Source organism: Betaproteobacteria bacterium (assembly GCA_016720065.1).
GTDB lineage: Bacteria > Pseudomonadota > Gammaproteobacteria > Burkholderiales > Rhodocyclaceae > SSSZ01.
The window spans coordinates 960,224-977,556 of the sequence record JADJXY010000002.1; the positions used below are offsets into that span (position 1 = coordinate 960,224).

The 17,333-nt window shown below is 62.4% G+C and carries 15 protein-coding genes and 2 pseudogenes; 6 read left to right on the forward strand and 11 right to left on the reverse strand.

Going from position 1 to position 17,333, the window contains the following annotated elements; translation table 11 throughout:
* Positions 1-56: 56 nt before the first annotated feature.
* Together iscR and cysE are read right to left on the reverse strand one after the other, a co-directional pair.
* A complete protein-coding gene (gene iscR, locus IPM73_07735; GenBank protein ID MBK8917922.1) occupies positions 57-563 on the reverse strand; it encodes a Fe-S cluster assembly transcriptional regulator IscR in 507 nt (168 codons plus the stop codon).
* 58 nt (positions 564-621) lie between these two features.
* On the reverse strand, positions 622-1,380 hold the full coding sequence (cysE, locus tag IPM73_07740) for a serine O-acetyltransferase (protein MBK8917923.1): 759 nt from the start codon (positions 1,378-1,380) through the stop codon (positions 622-624).
* A 238-nt stretch (positions 1,381-1,618) separates the two neighbouring features.
* On the opposite strand from cysE, the gene IPM73_07745 reads away from it, so the two are divergent.
* A complete protein-coding gene (locus IPM73_07745; GenBank protein MBK8917924.1) occupies positions 1,619-2,491 on the forward strand; it encodes an HDOD domain-containing protein in 873 nt (290 codons plus the stop codon).
* Positions 2,492-2,496: 5 nt separating this feature from the next.
* On the opposite strand, the gene IPM73_07750 is transcribed toward IPM73_07745, so the two are convergent.
* Positions 2,497-3,249 carry an RNA methyltransferase gene (locus IPM73_07750; protein ID MBK8917925.1) on the reverse strand — a complete coding sequence of 251 codons (753 nt, stop codon included), beginning with the start codon at positions 3,247-3,249 and terminating at the stop codon, positions 2,497-2,499.
* An 89-nt stretch (positions 3,250-3,338) separates the two neighbouring features.
* On the opposite strand from IPM73_07750, the gene IPM73_07755 reads away from it, so the two are divergent.
* Positions 3,339-4,151, forward strand: coding sequence for an inositol monophosphatase (locus IPM73_07755; protein MBK8917926.1), 813 nt, complete (start codon positions 3,339-3,341; stop codon positions 4,149-4,151).
* A gap of 4 nt (positions 4,152-4,155) precedes the next feature.
* The gene (locus IPM73_07760) at positions 4,156-5,277 is read left to right on the forward strand and encodes an acyltransferase (GenBank protein MBK8917927.1); all 1,122 of its coding nucleotides are present in this window, start codon (positions 4,156-4,158) and stop codon (positions 5,275-5,277) included.
* Between the two features lie 157 nt (positions 5,278-5,434).
* Here the strand turns inward: IPM73_07760 and IPM73_07765 are convergent.
* From IPM73_07765 to guaB, 6 genes and pseudogenes are all read right to left on the reverse strand, one after another.
* A pseudogene (locus IPM73_07765) lies at positions 5,435-6,471 on the reverse strand (IS630 family transposase).
* Between the two features lie 99 nt (positions 6,472-6,570).
* Positions 6,571-8,133: pseudogene (locus tag IPM73_07770) on the reverse strand (IS3 family transposase).
* A gap of 262 nt (positions 8,134-8,395) precedes the next feature.
* Positions 8,396-8,704 carry a type II toxin-antitoxin system RelE/ParE family toxin gene (locus tag IPM73_07775; protein ID MBK8917928.1) on the reverse strand — a complete coding sequence of 103 codons (309 nt, stop codon included), beginning with the start codon at positions 8,702-8,704 and terminating at the stop codon, positions 8,396-8,398.
* A gap of 1 nt (position 8,705) precedes the next feature.
* Positions 8,706-8,990, reverse strand: a complete 285-nt coding sequence (locus IPM73_07780) for a CopG family transcriptional regulator (protein ID MBK8917929.1) — start codon at positions 8,988-8,990, stop codon at positions 8,706-8,708.
* Between the two features lie 174 nt (positions 8,991-9,164).
* The gene (guaA, locus tag IPM73_07785; protein ID MBK8917930.1) at positions 9,165-10,730 is read right to left on the reverse strand and encodes a glutamine-hydrolyzing GMP synthase; all 1,566 of its coding nucleotides are present in this window, start codon (positions 10,728-10,730) and stop codon (positions 9,165-9,167) included.
* A gap of 181 nt (positions 10,731-10,911) precedes the next feature.
* A complete protein-coding gene (guaB, locus tag IPM73_07790) occupies positions 10,912-12,375 on the reverse strand; it encodes an IMP dehydrogenase (GenBank protein MBK8917931.1) in 1,464 nt (487 codons plus the stop codon).
* Positions 12,376-12,437: 62 nt separating this feature from the next.
* On the opposite strand from guaB, the gene IPM73_07795 reads away from it, so the two are divergent.
* Entirely contained in the window at positions 12,438-12,902 is a 465-nt protein-coding gene (locus tag IPM73_07795) for a DUF4124 domain-containing protein (protein ID MBK8917932.1), read from the forward strand.
* Between the two features lie 43 nt (positions 12,903-12,945).
* Here IPM73_07795 and IPM73_07800 read toward each other — a convergent pair whose 3' ends face one another.
* Together IPM73_07800 and IPM73_07805 are read right to left on the reverse strand one after the other, a co-directional pair.
* Positions 12,946-13,272, reverse strand: coding sequence for an RnfH family protein (locus IPM73_07800; protein ID MBK8917933.1), 327 nt, complete (start codon positions 13,270-13,272; stop codon positions 12,946-12,948).
* Positions 13,265-13,708, reverse strand: a complete 444-nt coding sequence (locus IPM73_07805; GenBank protein MBK8917934.1) for a type II toxin-antitoxin system RatA family toxin — start codon at positions 13,706-13,708, stop codon at positions 13,265-13,267. Before IPM73_07805 ends, IPM73_07800 begins: the two co-directional genes overlap by 8 nt.
* Before the next feature lie 57 nt (positions 13,709-13,765).
* Between IPM73_07805 and smpB the strand changes: the two genes are divergently transcribed.
* Positions 13,766-14,215, forward strand: a complete 450-nt coding sequence (smpB, locus tag IPM73_07810; protein MBK8917935.1) for an SsrA-binding protein SmpB — start codon at positions 13,766-13,768, stop codon at positions 14,213-14,215.
* A 169-nt stretch (positions 14,216-14,384) separates the two neighbouring features.
* Complete coding sequence (locus IPM73_07815) at positions 14,385-17,291, forward strand: EAL domain-containing protein (GenBank protein ID MBK8917936.1); 2,907 nt, start codon at positions 14,385-14,387, stop codon at positions 17,289-17,291.
* Positions 17,292-17,333: the final 42 nt, after the last annotated feature.

The window sequence follows — 17,333 nt, forward strand, 5'->3', positions numbered from 1 at the left end:
GAGGCGGCGGAGAGGGGGGCTGAATGGGCAGCGTCTCGCATGGATCTGGAGGACATTCAGGCCACGACCGCGAGTTTTTGGCGGGATGCGCGACTCCGGCCCTGGGTCGGTTCCCGGCGCTGGTCGGCCAGGACGGTCACCGCCGCCGGATTCTGCTTGTCTTTTTGGCGACTGACCAGGTCTTGCAGGGAAACGGAGGCCAGATAGTCGTACATTTTGGCATTCAGGGTGGCCCAGAGTTCGTGGGTCATGCAGCGGTGCTCGTCCTGGCAGTTCTCGCGCCCCCCGCACTGGGTCGCGTCCAGGGGCTCATCCACTGCGCGGATGATGTCCGCCACAGACACGTCAGCCAGGGAACGGGCGATGCAATAGCCGCCACCGGGGCCCCGTACGCTCTCGACGAGCCGGTGGCGGCGCAACTTGCCGAACAACTGCTCCAAGTACGACAAGGAAATCCCCTGACGCTCGCTCACGCCGGCAAGGGCCACAGGCCCGCCTTCCCCGCGCAGGGCCAGATCGATCATCGCGGTGACGGCGAAACGCCCTTTAGTCGTCAAGCGCATGCTTGCTCTCCTGAAAATAACCTAGTGTTCTTGTCAAGAATATCTGCCGGCTGCAGTATTAGTCAACCATTTTACTCAAGTATTTTGGGTCGAAGCTGTCGGCGGCCTGGACCTGCTCATCGCATTTGATTCCCGCTGCGTCCAGTTCCTTGAGCAGCATGGCGAGGCGACGGTCGGTCTCCGCAGCGTGATCCAGCAGACCATGGATCGCCTGCGCCAACGGGTCATCCTGATCCCGGGCCACGGCGTAGGCGGAAAAGCCCATTTTCTCGGCCTGGGCCGCTCGCTGCTGCGCGGCTTCAGAAGTATCGACGAGGCGCGCGGGATTACCGACGGCGGTGGCCCCCGGCGGAACAGCCTTGGTCACCACGGCATTGGAACCCACTTTGGCTCCGGCCCCGATCACGATGGGTCCGAGCACCTTGGCCCCCGCTCCCACCACCACGCCATCCTCCAGGGTGGGATGCCGCTTGCCCTTGTTCCAGGACGTACCCCCCAGGGTCACGCCGTGATAAAGGGTTACACCATCGCCGATGACTGCGGTTTCGCCGATGACGACCCCCATGCCGTGATCGATAAAGAAACGACGGCCAATGGTCGCCCCGGGATGGATTTCGATGCCGGTGAAAAAGCGTGAAAAATGGGCCACGAAGCGCCCGAGCCAGCGCAGGCGCCTCCGCCAGAGTCCATGGGCGATACGATGGAGAATCAGAGCATGGATACCGGGATAACAGGTGAGCACCTCCCAGGAGGACCGAGCCGCCGGGTCACGGTCGAAAACCGACCGGATGTCTTCACGCAATTGCCCAAGAAACATGACGCAAGAATCCCCCCAGCGTTGTCGTGGGCGAATTGTAAAATACTCGACTGAATTTGTCAGTTATTTTGCCGCAACCCACCGCACGGACTCTGCCGCAGCGCTTCCCCGATGACATTCGCGCCGCGATGGCTCAGAATCCGCACTGATCCTGCCAAAGTCCTTTTCCCGGGCTGCCCCCTGCGATTCGAACGTGCTGGGCATCCCGCGAATCCTTGCTCGCACTACAGGAAATGTCATGACGAATCTCTCCGCCGATAACGACAAGGTCGGCGACGCCCTCAACGCCCAGCGCTTCCAGATGCTCGAGGACATCGCCAAGGAATTGGCGGGCGACGTTGTCTTTCCCACCTATTTCGATGCCGCTTTCCGCTTGCGCAAAGCCTTGCAGGACACGGACCAGCCCCTGGCCAGGATCGTCGGGGTCATCGCCCTGGAACCGCTCATCGCCGCCCGGGTGATGAAGCTCGCCAACTCGGCCATGTACGGGGGCGGGTCGACGGTGCGTGACCTCGGGGCGGCCATTCAGCGCCTCGGACTCGAAACCGTGCGCACCACGGCCCTGGCCATCGCCATGGGGCAGATGCTGCGTTCCAAGGAGATGGCCCCCTTCGCCGAACTGACCCGCCTGCTGTGGGACCACACGCTGAAATCGGCCGCCGCCGCCCGTCTCCTCGCCAGGACCCAGACTCGCATCAATCCGGACGAGGCCCATCTCGCCGGACTGGTTCACGACCTGGGGGCTTTCTACATGCTCTATCGCGCCGCCCAGTATCCGGAATTGCGCGCACGTCCGGATACCGTCAAGTACCTGATCGTGCAGTGGCATGAAAGTATTGGGGTCAGCCTCTTGAATGCCCTCGGGATGCCCGAAGACATCGTCGAGGCCACCATCGACCACGACCAGCCACGCCAGGCCCTCAATGCGGTGCGCACGCTCCCGGAGATCGTCTACGTCGCCAATGTGCTCGCTGGCGCCCATTTCGAATGGTTGTACCAGGACATCGACCCGGAGGCCGGCGAGCCCGGCATCATCCGGCGCAATTTCGCCGCCCTGTTGCCCCAGATCGACGCCGATGCGGAGTCGATGCGCGCGGCACTGAACGCCTGAGCGCCCTACCTCCCGTGCCCGGTCCTCTGCTGGGTGGCCGCCAGGATGCCGCGCAAGATGTTGATTTCGTCCCTTTCCAGCCCGACTCTGCCGAACAGGCGCCGCAACTTGGGCAGCAGCCTGCCCGGGTGATCTGGATTGTAAAACCCGGTATCGGTCATCACCTGCTCCAGGTGGGCATATAAGCCTTCGATCTCGGCCAGGGTGGCCGGGGGCGAGACGAAGGGCGTTGCCTCGCGCGACTCTGGCGGACAACCCGCCCAGGCGGCCATGCGCAACTCGTAGGTCAGGATTTGCACCGCCGCTCCCAGGTTGAGCGAAGAAAACTCGGGATTGGCCGGAATGGTGACGGCTTCCTGGCAGCACAGCGCTTCCGCATTGTTCAGGCCATTGGTCTCGTTGCCGAAGACCAGGGCCACCTCCCCCTCCTCGGCCACGGCGAGGAGCCGGCTGGCGGCGTCCCGTACCCCCTGCGGGGCGGGCCCCAGATCCCGCGCCCGGGCCGTTAGCGCCACCGCATGGACCGTTCCGGCCAGGGCTTCAGGAAGGGAGGCATAGACCCGCGCCTCCCGCAGGAGGTCGACGGCCCCCGTGGCCCGGACATCGGCTTCCGGGTCTGGAAAAGAGCGGGGCGCAACGAGGTTCAGGCGCCGGAGCCCCATGGTTTTCATGGCGCGCGCGACGGCGCCGATGTTGCCCGGATGGCTGGGACGGCAGAGCACGACAGCAATGCGGGCCAGCAGATCGTCCGCTTTCATAGTACAATTAACGGGTTATAACAATCGGCGACACCCGTTACACCCGTTTCGACTCTGGTCCGCGGCGGGGTCGCCAGCTCTTTTCCAATATGCATCCCGCCCTCAACATCGCCATCAAGGCTGCGCGCCGCGCAGGTCAGATCATCAACCGCGCCTCCAATGACCTCGATCTGCTGAAGGTCTCCGCAAAACAGCCCAATGACTTCGTCACCGAGGTCGATCGAGCGGCCGAAGCGGCCATCATCGAAATCCTGTGCGAGGCTTATCCCAACTATGGGATTCTAGCAGAGGAGTCCGGCGAAACCGCCGGCAAAGGCGCCCGGGATGCGGAGTTCCAGTGGATCATCGATCCCCTGGACGGCACGACGAATTTCATCCACGGCCTGCCCCAGTATGCCATTTCCATTGCCCTTGCCCGGGCAGGAACGGTCGAGCAGGCTGTCGTCTTCGATCCCAATCGCAATGAACTCTTCACCGCCGGCAAGGGCGCCGGTGCTTTCCTGAACGACCGGCGCATCCGCGTTTCCCGGCGGGCCAAGCTCCAGGAAGCGCTGATCGGCACGGGATTCCCCTATCGCATGTTCGACCATGTCGATACGTACCTGGCCATCTTCAAGGAACTGACCCAGAAGACCGCCGGTTTGCGCCGACCCGGTGCCGCGTCGCTGGATCTTTGTTACGTCGCCTGCGGGCGCTATGACGGGTTCTGGGAGTTTGGTCTGTCGCCCTGGGACATGGCAGCAGGGGCGCTGGTCATTTCCGAAGCGGGCGGCTTGGTCAGCGACTTGAACGGCGATCCCGGGTTCCTGGAGAGCGGCAATATCGTCGCCGGAACCCCCAAGGTCTTCGCCCCCCTGCTGCAACTCATCGCCAGTCACAAGACCTCGCGTCTCAAAGCTTAAGCCTATGGCGACATCACCCGAATCCGCGCCAGCCTTCTCGACCCTGCCCACGGCTCGCCTCCCCCTGATCGACGCCCTCAAGGCGCTGGCCTCCCAGTTGGTCCTGCTGCACCATTTTTCGGCCTACGGCCCTTTGTCCCAAGCTTTCGAAGGCTTCGCACCGCAGTTGCAGGCCTGGCTTTACGACTATGGACGCATCGCCGTCCAGGTCTTCCTGGTGGTGGCAGGATTTCTCGCGGCGCGCAGTCTGGCGCCCGGATCCCGGCCAGTAGCGTTCAACCCGCTACAGGTCATCACCAAGCGCTATCTTCGTCTGGCGCCCCCCTTTGCGGCGGCCTTGGTCCTCGCAGTCGCCTGTTCCGCCCTGGCCCGCCTCTGGTTGGACGACGATGCCATCCCCGCCAGCCCCACGCTCTTGCAATTCCTGGCCCATTCCTTTCTGGTGCAAGGGATACTGGAATTCGACGCCCTGTCCGCCGGCGTCTGGTACGTGGCTATCGATTTCCAGTTGTTCGTCCTGTTCGCGCTCGTGCTCTGGAGCGGACGCAAGTTCGGCAGCGCGAAGCTGAACCTCGCGCCCTTCCTTGTCGCCCTCCTGGCCCTCGCCTCACTCCTCTACTTCAATCGGCTCGCTTCATGGGATGACTGGGGTATTTATTTCTTCGGTTCCTACGCCCTGGGGGCCGTTTCGTACTGGGCTTCGGACCGCTGCCGCCCGGCATTTCTGCTTGGAGTACTCTGGGCGGTCGGCATTTTTGCCCTCGCCCTGGATTTCCGCTTGCGCATCGCCGTGGCGCTGACTGTGGCCCTAGTTCTCGGTGCCAGCCGCAGACTCGGCCTTTTTCATCGCTGGCCGGATTTTCGCCTCATGGAATACCTCGGACGCATCTCGTTCTCGGTCTTCCTGGTCCACTTCCCCATCTACCTCCTGATGAACGCCTTCTACGAGCGCTTTGGCAATGACAGTCAGACCCTGGCCCTTTCGGCTATGGTCGCAGCCTGGTCATGCAGCATCTTTGCCGGGCAAATATTTCATCACTGTGTCGAGAGCCGACCGACGAGTTTCTGGGCCGCGCTCGTTTTCCAGGCCAGGGCAACGCTGGCAGTGCGCCTGGGATTTCGCTGAGCCGGCTTGCGGAATCACGCTTACTCCCACTCAATTATCAACGAGCCATTGAACCCCGCGTGAATACTGGGTTCCGCCCATATCACCCCCGCTGATACCGTCACTGATACCGTCAACAAAGGATGCTTATTGATCCGGCCAGCTTAAGTTTGAATTTTCAAGCGGCATATTTGACACGCGGATCTTGGAAGAAGCTTTTGACCCGCTCGGGTGATTGTTCGAGTTTGACCATGTGTTCGGTAGCGGCGAGTTTCAATTTGGCCTTGGTGCGCACCGGCACTTTCGTCCCGATGGCATGCTTGAGGTCGGCATTGAGACGCTCCTCAGGGTTCAGCTCCGGGCTATAGCTGGGCAGGTAGAACAGTTCGATCTTGTCCTGACGTTCAGCGGCCCATGCCTTGACCGGTTTGCTGTGATGGACCCGCAAATTGTCGAGAATCAAGAACACCTTCTTGCCGGCATCCTTGATCAGCGCGTCAAGGAATTCGATCAGCTTGTCGGAGTTGAACGCCTCGTCAATGATCATCCAACGTGTTTTGCCCTGATTGGTCACCGTCGCAATCATCGACAGCTTCTGCCGCGTACCGCCTACCGTGTAGGTGACCGGCGTCTTGCCTGCCGGTGCGTAGCAGCGACCGCGTACATCGGTATTGACCAAGGCAGTTTCATCGCCCCAGTGAATCTCGCCGCCTTCCGCCTTGGCACGCTTCTCTATTTCCGGGTATTGCTCATTGAGCCAGGCTTGCACGGCTTCCGGTCGTTGCTCGTAGGCCTTCTTGATCGGCTTCTGGGGGTGAAGCCCCAGCGCGACAGATAGTTGCCGACACCGCGTACCGATAGTTTGATGCCATATTCCCGTTCGATCAGTTGCATGACCGCAGCACGATTCCAAAGCGCAAATTCCATCTTCAGTTGCTCGGGGCGCTTGTCACAAATGATCTTTCGGATCGCCTCCTCTTGCTCCTCTGTCAGCGTCCGCCCTTGACCTGCGCGTTTGCCTCGCGTGGTCGGCTTGAGGGCAGCAAGGCCACCTTCTTCATACCGATCAATCGCAGACCGAACTGTCGGATACGAAAGCCCACTGAGCTCGACGATTTGCATTACGCCGTAGCCCTTGCGGTGCAGCCGCACCACTTGCTTACGCCGTTCGTGCAGTTGCTCAAGTGTCGAATATCTTGCGTCGTCTTTTTCCATTCGTCCAACATGGGGGCTGACCCATAAATTTCAAGCATTATTGTGCCGAGTCAATAGTATTCATACGGGCGGCGCGCGTCAAGATAGTTGTCGCCTGATTCATGCCGCCAAAGGCTGCTTATCTGTCGCTGGCGATGTTGTGTTGACCACCGAGTCGCGTTCCGGATTGAGCGTCACGGCGCCGATGGGGGCCCAGTCGCGCGTATGGCCCGACCAGCGGGCAGGGTTGCGTTCTCTCGCCTTGGTATACAACGCATGACGCGCCGCGAGAATCGCATGGTCTTCGCCGGCATGGCGCTGTGCCGGGCTGACGTAGCGGATGCCGCTGTGGCGATGATCGAAGTTGTACCAATGCACGAAGCCGGCGGCCCAGCGACGGGCGGCATCGAGATCGTCGAACCCCTTGGCCGGGAACTCGGGGCGGTACTTGGCGGTGCGGAACAGCGCCTCGGCATAGGCGTTGTCATCGGACACGCGCGGACGCGAGTACGAAGGCTTGATACCCAGCCAGTGCAGCATCGCCAACACGGTCGTGGCCTTGAGTGTGGCGCCGTTGTCGCCGTGCAGCACCGGCTTGGTATCGAGGGCCGCGATGCCCTCGGCCAGCGCCGTGCGCCGCACCAGATGCGCAGCATGGTCGGCGGCATCGGTCTCATGCACTTCCCAGCCGACGATCTTGCGGCTGTACAGATCGAGGATCAGGTACAGGTGAAACCAGCGGCCGACCACGGCAGCCGGCAGGTAGGTCATGTCCCAGCACCAGACCTGGCGCGGTGTCGTGGCGATGTGCGTAGTCGGCGGGCGCGTGGCCGCAGGCGCTCTGGCGCGACCACGGTGGGCGCTCTGCCCGTGCGCGCGCAAGACGCGGGCGAAGGTCGATTCGCTGGCGAGATAGACGCCTTCGTCGGCCAGCATGGGCACGATGCGCGCCGGCGGCACGTCGGCAAAGCGCGGCTCGTTGGCCACACGCAGCACCTCGGCGCGCTCGGCCGGGCTCAGGGCGTGCGCCGGTGCCGGACGCAGCGCTGCGGGCCTGCCGTCGCCCGCAGTGAGTCCGTCGTGGGCCTGCCAGCGCTGCAGGGTGCGCACGTCGATGCCGGCAATCTCGCAGGCGTGGCGCAAGCGGGCGCCGGCCTGGTGCGCCGTGTGGATGTCTCGGGCAAGTCGCTGGCGATCTTCGAGGCCGATCATTCGTCCTCTCCCTTGTTGAAGATCGCCGCGACTTTTTTTGACAGCACCAGCAGGGCTGCCGTCTCCGCCAAGGCTTTGTCCTTGCGCCGCAGCTCGCGCTCCAGCTCCTTGATGCGGCGCCGGTCCTGTTTGGTCTGCTGCGGGCTGGCACGGGCCTCTTCGGGCTCGGCCAGTGCCTGCGTGGCGCTTTGCCGCCAGGCTGCCAGCTCCTGCGGGTATAACACCATTGGCGCGGCACCAGGCGTTCTTGCCTGCTTCGTCCATCGCTGCCGTGGTCAGCACGGCATCGAAGCGGGCGGCCGCTGTCCAGGCCCGCTCGCGAGCGGGCCTGGACAGCGCCTCGCTGCGCCAGCGTTCCAGCGTCGAGACACCAACGCCGATCTCATGCGCCACGTCGTCCAATGTCGCGCTTTCCGGCGGCAACAACTTCGCCACCGCTCTGTCCTTGAATGCTTGTCCGTATCGAGCCAATTCGTTCTTCCATCATCGCCCCCAGTTTGTCGATTCTATCGGGGCGACAACTATTCTGACGCGGGGGGCGGGTTTCCAGGCGATTGCGGAAAAGCAAGCTTTCGCGGACGTTCACCGACGTTCGGAAAATCGACGAATTATCCATGCAACGAATGTTGCAGACATCCACCTCGTTTGTGACGGTATCGGCGGCAAATTGGTCAGTTTCTGATACCGTCAAATCACCCGAAAACTCTTGCGTTGACTGGTTCTCGGCAATTCCCTACCCCTCCTCCAATCGCTCGGCGTATCCCGCTTCGCGCTGGCTGCGAATCGCCAGCACAAAGACGATGTCCATTTCCGGCACATAACGATAGAGTGCGAGATAACCTCTGGTACGGCGACCAATGACAAGTTCCCGCTTGCCGTTCGCCACCGGACGACCGATCAGCGGGTTCTGCTCCAGGACATCCAAAGCAGCGATGATTTCTCCAATGCGCTGACCAGGATTCTCGATCTGATAGGTTGCCAGGTGGTCAAGGATGCGGTCGAAGTCCTCCGCAACCTCTGGGGCCAACTCGATCCTGGCCATTTCAGCGTGCCAGTTTTCGGGCTGCGGGACGCTTGGCAGATTTTCCGGCGACACGAGCTTCGAGATACTTGCGCATCTCGGTCCAGGGAATGGTTTTGCCAGAAGACACGATGTCGGCATAACGCTGTTCAGCCACCGCATCAAAGTCTGCTCTGAGTTCAGCCTGCTGCGTCTTTTCGGCAATGGCCTCCAGAATAAAGCCATGGGCTGTCGTCCCGGAGCGTTTCGCTGCGGTTGCTACCCGTGCTTTCAGATCTTCGGACAGGCGAATGGTCGTGGTGGTCATAACAGACACTCCGATTCAGAGATTGGAGCCTTATGGTAGCACTTATGTGCTACAACGGGCGATCAGCTTTTCTCCGCATTATTTGCGGAGATTGACAGCACTTATCTCCGCACGGTCACTAAACCTACGCTTACTCTGGCTTTGCGGGCAGGTGAAATACCACCTCGATCCCGGTCACTCCCACTCGATGGTCGCCGGCGGCTTGCCGGAAATGTCGTACACCACCCGGTTGATGCCCCGCACCTCGTTGATGATGCGGTTGGACACCTTCCCCAGCAGGCTGTGGGGCAATTCGGCCCAATGGGCGGTCATGAAGTCCTGGGTCTGCACGGCGCGCAGGGCCACGACGTACTCGTACGTGCGGCCGTCACCCATGACGCCGACGCTCTTCACCGGCAGGAAGACGGCGAAGGCCTGGCTGGTCTTGTCGTACCAGTCTGCCGCGCGCAGTTCGTCGATGAAGATGGCGTCGGCCCGACGCAGCAGGTCGGCGAAGTCCTTCCTGACCTCGCCCAGGATGCGCACGCCGAGGCCGGGACCAGGGAAGGGGTGGCGATAGACCATTTCGTGGGGCAGGCCGAGAGCGATGCCCAATTCACGGACTTCGTCCTTGAACAACTCGCGCAGGGGCTCCAGGAGCTTGAGATTTAAGGTTTCCGGCAGACCGCCGACGTTGTGGTGGCTCTTGATGGTGTGGGCCTTGCCGGTCTTGCTGCCGGCGGATTCGATCACGTCCGGGTAGATGGTGCCCTGGGCCAGCCATTTGGCATTGGGCAGCTTCTTCGCCTCGGCCTGGAAGACCTCGACGAACTCGCGGCCGATGATCTTGCGCTTCTGTTCCGGGTCTGAAACGCCTTTCAGGTGGCCCATGAACTGCTCGCTGGCGTCGACATGGATGACTTTGACACCGAGGTTGCGGGCGAAAGTCTGCATCACCTGCTCCGCTTCGTTCAGGCGCAGAAGGCCGTTATCGACGAAGACGCAGGTGAGTTGCTCGCCGATGGCCCGATGCAGGAGCGCCGCCACCACCGAGGAATCGACGCCCCCGGAGAGGCCGAGGATGACTTCCTCCTGGCCCACCTGGGTGCGTACCTTGGCTATGGCCTCGTTCACGTAGTCCGGCATGTTCCAGTCATGCCCACAGCCGCAGATCTCATGCACGAAGCGGGCGATCATATCCTTGCCCTTGAGGGTGTGAGTGACCTCGGGGTGGAACTGGACGGCGTAGAAACCGCGTGCCTCGTCGGCCATGGCCGCCACCGGGCATGACGCGTTGCCGGCGATGACTTTGAAGCCCGGCGGCAGTTCGGTGACCTTGTCGCCGTGGCTCATCCACACGTCGAGGAGGCCGTGCCCCTGGTCGTTGCTGCGGTCCTGGATGCCGTTGAAAAGGCGGGAATGACCCCGGGCCCGCACCTCGGCGTAGCCGAATTCCCGTTTGCCGGAGCTCTCCACCTTGCCACCCAACTGCTGGGCCATGGTCTGCATGCCGTAGCAGATGCCCAAAACCGGCACCCCCAACTCGAACACCACCTGGGGCGCCTTCCAGTCCAAGGCTTCGTAGACCGAATTCGGGCCGCCGGAAAGAATGATGCCTTGGGGTTTGAACTGGCGCACAAAGTCGCTTGACACATCGAAGGGATGCAACTCGCAATAAACTTGCTGCTCCCGAACCCGGCGGGCAATCAGTTGCGTCACCTGGGAACCAAAGTCGAGGATGAGAATTTTCTGATGGGACATGGTGCCGGACCCGCTACAGTGGCCAAAAGGAAAGGTGCCGGCGTGCCGGCACCTGTCAAAGATCAAATTTGCTCACGCCCAGTTTGTCGAAGTAGAGCATGAGTTGGGAAACCCCCAATGCGGCGCCCAAGGCCAAAACGATGAGCAGCGCCTTGAGCCATCCAGGCCATTTGGACATGTCTCAGTCCACGTGGTAGTTCGGGGCTTCCTTGGTGATCTGCACGTCGTGAACGTGAGATTCACGCACTCCGGCGGAAGTGATTTCTACGAAGCTCGCTTGCTCGTGCATCTGGGCGATGGAGGCGCAGCCCAGGTAGCCCATGGAAGAACGCAAGCCGCCCATGAGCTGGTGAATCACGGCAAGCACCGGACCCTTATAGGGAACACGGCCCTCGATCCCTTCAGGCACGAACTTGTCCACGTTGGAAGTGTTGTCCTGGAAGTAGCGGTCAGAGGAGCCAGCCTGCATGGCGCCCAGGGAGCCCATGCCGCGATAAGACTTGTAGGAACGGCCCTGGAAGAGCTCGACTTCGCCCGGCGCTTCTTCGGTCCCGGCGAAGAGGCCACCCAGCATGACCGTGTCGGCCCCCGCCGCGATGGCCTTGGCGATATCTCCGGAGTAGCGGATGCCCCCGTCGGCAATCATGGGCACGCCCGTGCCCTTCAGCGCATCCGAAACGTTCTGGATGGCCGTGATCTGCGGTACGCCCACGCCGGCAACGATGCGCGTAGTGCAGATGGAACCGGGGCCGATACCAACCTTGACGGCGTCGGCACCATGATCGACCAGCGCCCGGGCCGCCTCGGCCGTCGCGATGTTGCCGCCGATGACCTCGATATGGGGGAAATTCTTCTTGACCCATCTGACGCGATCGAGCACGCCCTGGGAATGGCCGTGGGCGGTATCCACCACGACCACGTCAATACCTGCTTCCGCCAGGGCCTCGACCCGCTCTTCGGTACCGGCACCGACGCCGACGGCAGCGCCGGCACGCAGGCGGCCGGCAGCGTCCTTGTTGGCCAGCGGGTGCTCGTGGGACTTGAGGATGTCCTTCACCGTAATCAGGCCGCGCAGACGGAAATCGTCGTCCACCACCAACACGCGCTCCAGCCGGTGATGGCGGATCAATTCCTTGGCGTCCTCGACGCTGGCGCCCTCCTTCACCGTCACCAGGCGCTTCCTGGGCGTCATGATGGCCTTCACCGGCTGATCCAGGTTGGTTTCGAAACGCAGGTCACGGTTGGTGACGATACCCACCACCTTGCCCGACTTGTCGATCACCGGCAGGCCGGAGAACTTGTGCTGCCGGGTGATTTCCATCACCTCGCGGACGGTGATGGTCGGAGGAATGGTGATGGGATCCTTGAGAATGCCGGATTCGAAGCGCTTGACCTTGGCCACTTCGGCCGCCTGGGCCTTGGCCGAGAGGTTCTTGTGGATGATGCCGATGCCGCCTTCCTGGGCCAGCGCGATGGCCAGACGGCCTTCGGTCACCGTATCCATGGCGGCAGAAAGCAGCGGGAGATTGATCTTGATATTGCGGGTCAGGCGCGTGGACAGGCTGACGTCGCGGGGGAGAATCTGGGAATGGGCGGGGACGAGCAGAACGTCGTCGAAAGTGAGCGCTTTTTGCAGAAGTCGCATGGCCTTTGTTCCAAGGTCACAAATGGATATTATACAGCATCGTCCTCCTGCCCAAACCGCCCATGAAAGCCCTTTCCTGCGTCATTCTCGGACTTACCGCCACCCTCGCCAACCCCGTCCAGGCGGAAACATGCCAATGGAAAGACAGCGCCGGCCGCACGGTCGTCTCCGACCAGCCTCCGCCCGGCAATGCACGTGACATCCGCTGCTCTTCGGGGGGCACGCCTTCGGTCAGCGCGGCACCCGCTTCGGCGCCAGCGCCCAGAAGCACGGCGGAAAAGGACATGGACTTCAAGAAGCGCCAGCAGGACGGCAAGGAAAAATCCGAGAAATCCGCACAAGAGGAGGCTGCCGCAGCGAACCGCAAGGAAAATTGCGAAAAGGCACAGCGCCAACTTGCAGTCATCGAATCCGGGCTGCGCATGTCCAGCGTGAATGCAGACGGAGAACGCAAGATTCTTGACGACGCCGAACGCCAGGCCGAACTCGAACGCACCCGCCGCGTCGTCTCCGAGAACTGCAAATAAGCTTCAGGACGCACCCCAGGGGTCCTGCGCCTCCCAGGCTGATTCAGCCCTCGGCCCCCTCGCTGTCCCCGGCCCCCTTCTTCATCACCTTGCCTTCGGCGGCGCGTTGTTTGCGGACCTCCTTGGGGTCAGCGATCAGCGGACGATAGATTTCGACCCGATCCCGATCGCGCAGGGGGGTGTCCGCCTTGCTCAGTTTGGCGAAGATGCCCAGCTTGTTCTTCTTCAAGTCGATTTCCGGGTACTTCGTCAGCAGTCCCGACTGCTCGATGGCGCCCTGGACCGTCGTGCCTTCGGGCACGCGAAGCTGCACCAGTTCCTGCTTGCCGGCCAGGGCGTAACACACCTGGACGGTCAGGGTTTCAGCCATGGGGCCTCCCATAAACCTGGTCTGCGCGACGCACGAAGGCATCGACGAAGGTGTTGGCGATGTGGCTGAACACCGGCCCGATGATTTTTTCGAACATCTTGCTGGAAAACTCGTAGTGAAGCCGGAACTCGATCTTGCACGCAGTTTCAGCCAGGGCCTTGAAGCGCCAACTCCCCTCCAGACGACGAAAGGGTCCGTCCACCAGACGGATTTCCATCGTGGACCCGGATTCCTTGGTGTTCTCGGTGGTAAATGAGGACCTCACGCTGTGGTAGTTGATATGCAGCGTCGCCACGGTGCGCAGTTCGTCACGAAACTTGAGCTCGGTACGCCCACACCAGGGCAGGAAGGCAGGGTAATCCTCGCAGCGGTCGACGAGATCGAACATTTCCCGGGCGGAATGCTCGATCAGCACCGTTTTCTCCACCACTGCCATGGAAGGCGGCCTCTCCGATTCCTGTAAAATGCTCGATTTTAATGGATCACCGTCGGCATGAGCATCACGGTCAACAAAAAAGCCTTTCACGACTATTTCGTCGAGGAGAAATACGAGGCCGGCCTTGCCCTGGAAGGTTGGGAGGTGAAATCCATACGCGATGGCCGGGTCAATATCAAGGAAGCCTACGTCGTCATCAAGAGCGGTGAAATCTTCATCGTCGGCATGCACCTGACGCCGCTCTCCACGGCTTCGACCCACATCCACCCCGACGCGACGCGGACGCGCAAGCTGCTCCTGCACAACCGCGAAATCATGAAACTCATCGGCAAGGTAGAACGGGCTGGCTACACCTTGATCCCCCTCGATCTGCACTTCACCCGGGGCCGCATCAAGGCTGAAATCGGTCTGGCCAAGGGCAAGAAGCAGTATGACAAGCGCGCCGACGCGCAAGAAAAGGACGCCAAACGGGAAGCGGCCCGCGCCATGAAGGAGCGGGCGCGATAACCCGCGCCAATACGCCTCCCGACCCGCCAAAGCGGCGGCGGTCGGCCTCTTCCGCCGTCCCAAGCCCGTAGCACCGCGTTCCGGCACCAAGATCAGGATTTCCCTGTACGTCCCCCACGGACTTCCGGTTTATGATGCCCGGCAACCATCCCGCCCCAGACACCACCCCATGTTCAGCCGATTGCGTCTTTCGACACGCATCCATCTGGCCGTCGCATTGCCGGCCATCGCGCTGTTCGTCGTGACGGCCGGCCACCTCGACGGCAAACGCCGCCAGGTCGAGGAACTGGGCAGAGTCAGAGCCATGGCGGACCTCGCCCAGGTCGGCGGGGCCTTGATCCATCGCCTCGCCGTGGAGCGTGGCACCACGGCGACTTTCCTGGGCAGCCGCGGGCGCCAGTTCCGCACCGAAATGGAAACGGCCCGCCGCAATACCGATCTGGCCCTGAACACCTGGAGCCACTTTGTCCGGGGCTCCCAGGACCGTGGAATCGACGATGGTCTGCGCCAGGACATCGAAAAGGCGATGGGTGCCCTGGGCCGGATCGACGAGCAGCGGCACCGCGCCTCGACCCAGGTCGTTGACCTTCAGGCCCCCTCCGCCTACTACACGGATACCAACGCCCTGCTCCTGCGCGCCCTGATGCGCTTTGGCCGCGTATCCACCGACGTGGACCTGGCCACCCTGGTTTCAGCCTACGTCGGCCTCATCCAGGCCAAGGAAAGTCTCGGTCAGCACCGGGCCGCCGGCGCTCTCGGCTTTTCCGCGGGCACCTTCGATTCCGCCCTCCTGCAACGTTTTCTCACGACTGTTGGCGCCCAGAACGCTTACCTCGCACAGTTCTCCGAGTATGCACCGCCGGACATGGCGGAGCACCTGCGCTCGCTCCGTGCCAGTCCGGCCATGCTGGAAGTCGAGCGCCTGCGTGCCGAAGTGGCGCGTACCGGGCCCGGACGCCCGGTGGCAGGCCCCGGCGGGGCCGACTGGTTCAATACGGTCACTCAATTGATCGACAATCTGGACGCCATCGCCCACACCGTCGAAGAAAGAATCGTCACGACCAGCGAACAGGCTTACCGTGACGCCCTCGCCGAGTTGCGCCTGACCGCCGCCCTCACCGTCCTCTTTCTCGCCTCCATCCTGGGAATCGGCTACGGCATCGCCCGCGGAATTCGCGACACGCTGACTGCTTCATCCCAGGCTCTGCAGTCCCTCGCCCAGGGCAATACCCGCGTCGAGTTTCGCGCCGTCGACTTTCCCGGCGAAACTCAGCCCATCTACCACGCCCTCGTCACCTTTCGCGAGAGCCTCATCGGCACGCAGCGGCTCACCGACGAACTGACCCAGGCGCGCGACGAACTCTCCCTCATCAATTCCCGCCTCGAGCAAAGGGTATCCGAGCGCACCGCCGAACTGCGGCTGGCCGCCAGCGTCTTCGAGAACACCGCGGAAGGCATCATGGTCACCGATACGCAGGGCACCATCATTTCGGTCAACCCTGCGTTTTCGAGCATCACCGGATACAGGGCGGACGAAGTCATGGGCCGCACACCGCGGCTGCTCAAGTCCGACCACCATCCGGCGGAGTTCTACGCCACCATGTGGGACGATTTGCATGCCAAGGGATACTGGGAGGGTCAAGTCTGGAATCGCCGCAAGGATGGCGAAGCCTTCCTGGAGTGGCAAACCATCAGTGTCGTTCCCGATCAAGCGGGCAAACCCTTGCGTTACGTCGCCGTCTTCAACGACGTGACCGAATTGCACCACAAGGACGAGCGCCTGCGCCACCAGGCCTATCACGACGCCCTGACCGGCCTGCCCAATCGCTCGCTTCTGCAGGACCGCCTGGGGCACGCCATGGATCTTGCTGCCCGTGACGGTGGTGCCGTGGCCGCCATGGTGCTCGACCTGGACAATTTCAAGCTCGTCAATGACAGCCTGGGCCACGACGTCGGCGACCAGCTCTTGCAGGAAATAGCCCGTCGGCTGGTGGCTTGTCTGCGCCAGAGCGACACTGTGGCGCGGACCGGCGGTGACGAATTCGTCGTCATCCTGGCCGACTTCACCGATGCTGCCGAGATTGCCCACACTGCGGAACGCATCAACCTGGCCCTCGCCCAGCCCCTTCGTCTTGCCGGGCAGGAAATCCATACCGGAGGCAGCGTCGGAATCGCCCTCTATCCGCAGGACGCGCAGGACCCTTCCACCCTCGTCAAGCATGCCGACATGGCCATGTACCAGGCCAAGGCCGACGGCCGCGGCACCTATCGCTTCTTCGACCCCGAGATGAATCGGCGCAGCGCAACACGCATGGCCATGGAAACCGCGCTACGCCGCTCCCTGCAGGCCGGGGATGGCTTCCACCTGGCGTTTCAACCGAAGATCGACCTGCAATCCGGACGCACCCTCGGCCTCGAAGCCCTCGTGCGCTGGACCCACCCCGAACTGGGCCCGCTTTCCCCCGCCGAATTCATTCCCATCGCCGAAGACTCAGGGCTCATTGTGGCCCTCGGCAACTGGGTCATCTCCGCAAGCTGCCGGCAGATGCGCCTGTGGCGCGAAGCCGGGTATGCGGTACCGGACGTGGCCATCAACCTCTCGCCCCGCCAGTTCGGCGACGCGCAACTGGTGGACACCATCCACCGCCATTTGGACGAAGCCGGAATTCCCGCCAGCAGCCTGGAACTTGAGGTGACGGAATCGACCGTGATGTCGGATCCGGAGAAGGCCATCGCCACGCTGGAGCGTATTCACGCCCTGGGGGCACACATTGCCGTGGACGACTTCGGCACTGGTTATTCGTCTCTCAGCTACCTGAAGCGGCTGCCCCTCGATACCCTGAAGATCGATCGCAGCTTCGTGCGCGACCTGTGCACCGATGCCGAAGACGCCGCCATCGCCCGGACCATCGTCGCCCTGGGCCAGACACTGGGCCTGGAAATCGTCGCCGAGGGTATCGAAACCGACGCCCAGCGCGACATGCTCCTGGCCATGGGCTGCACCGTCGGCCAGGGCTACCTCTTCGCCCGCCCGCAGTCCCCCGAGGAAGCGGCCCGCTTTCTGGCCGCCGCCTGAGCTTGGGCTCTCGCCCGCCCCCGCAAGGCGGGAGCGAGGAGA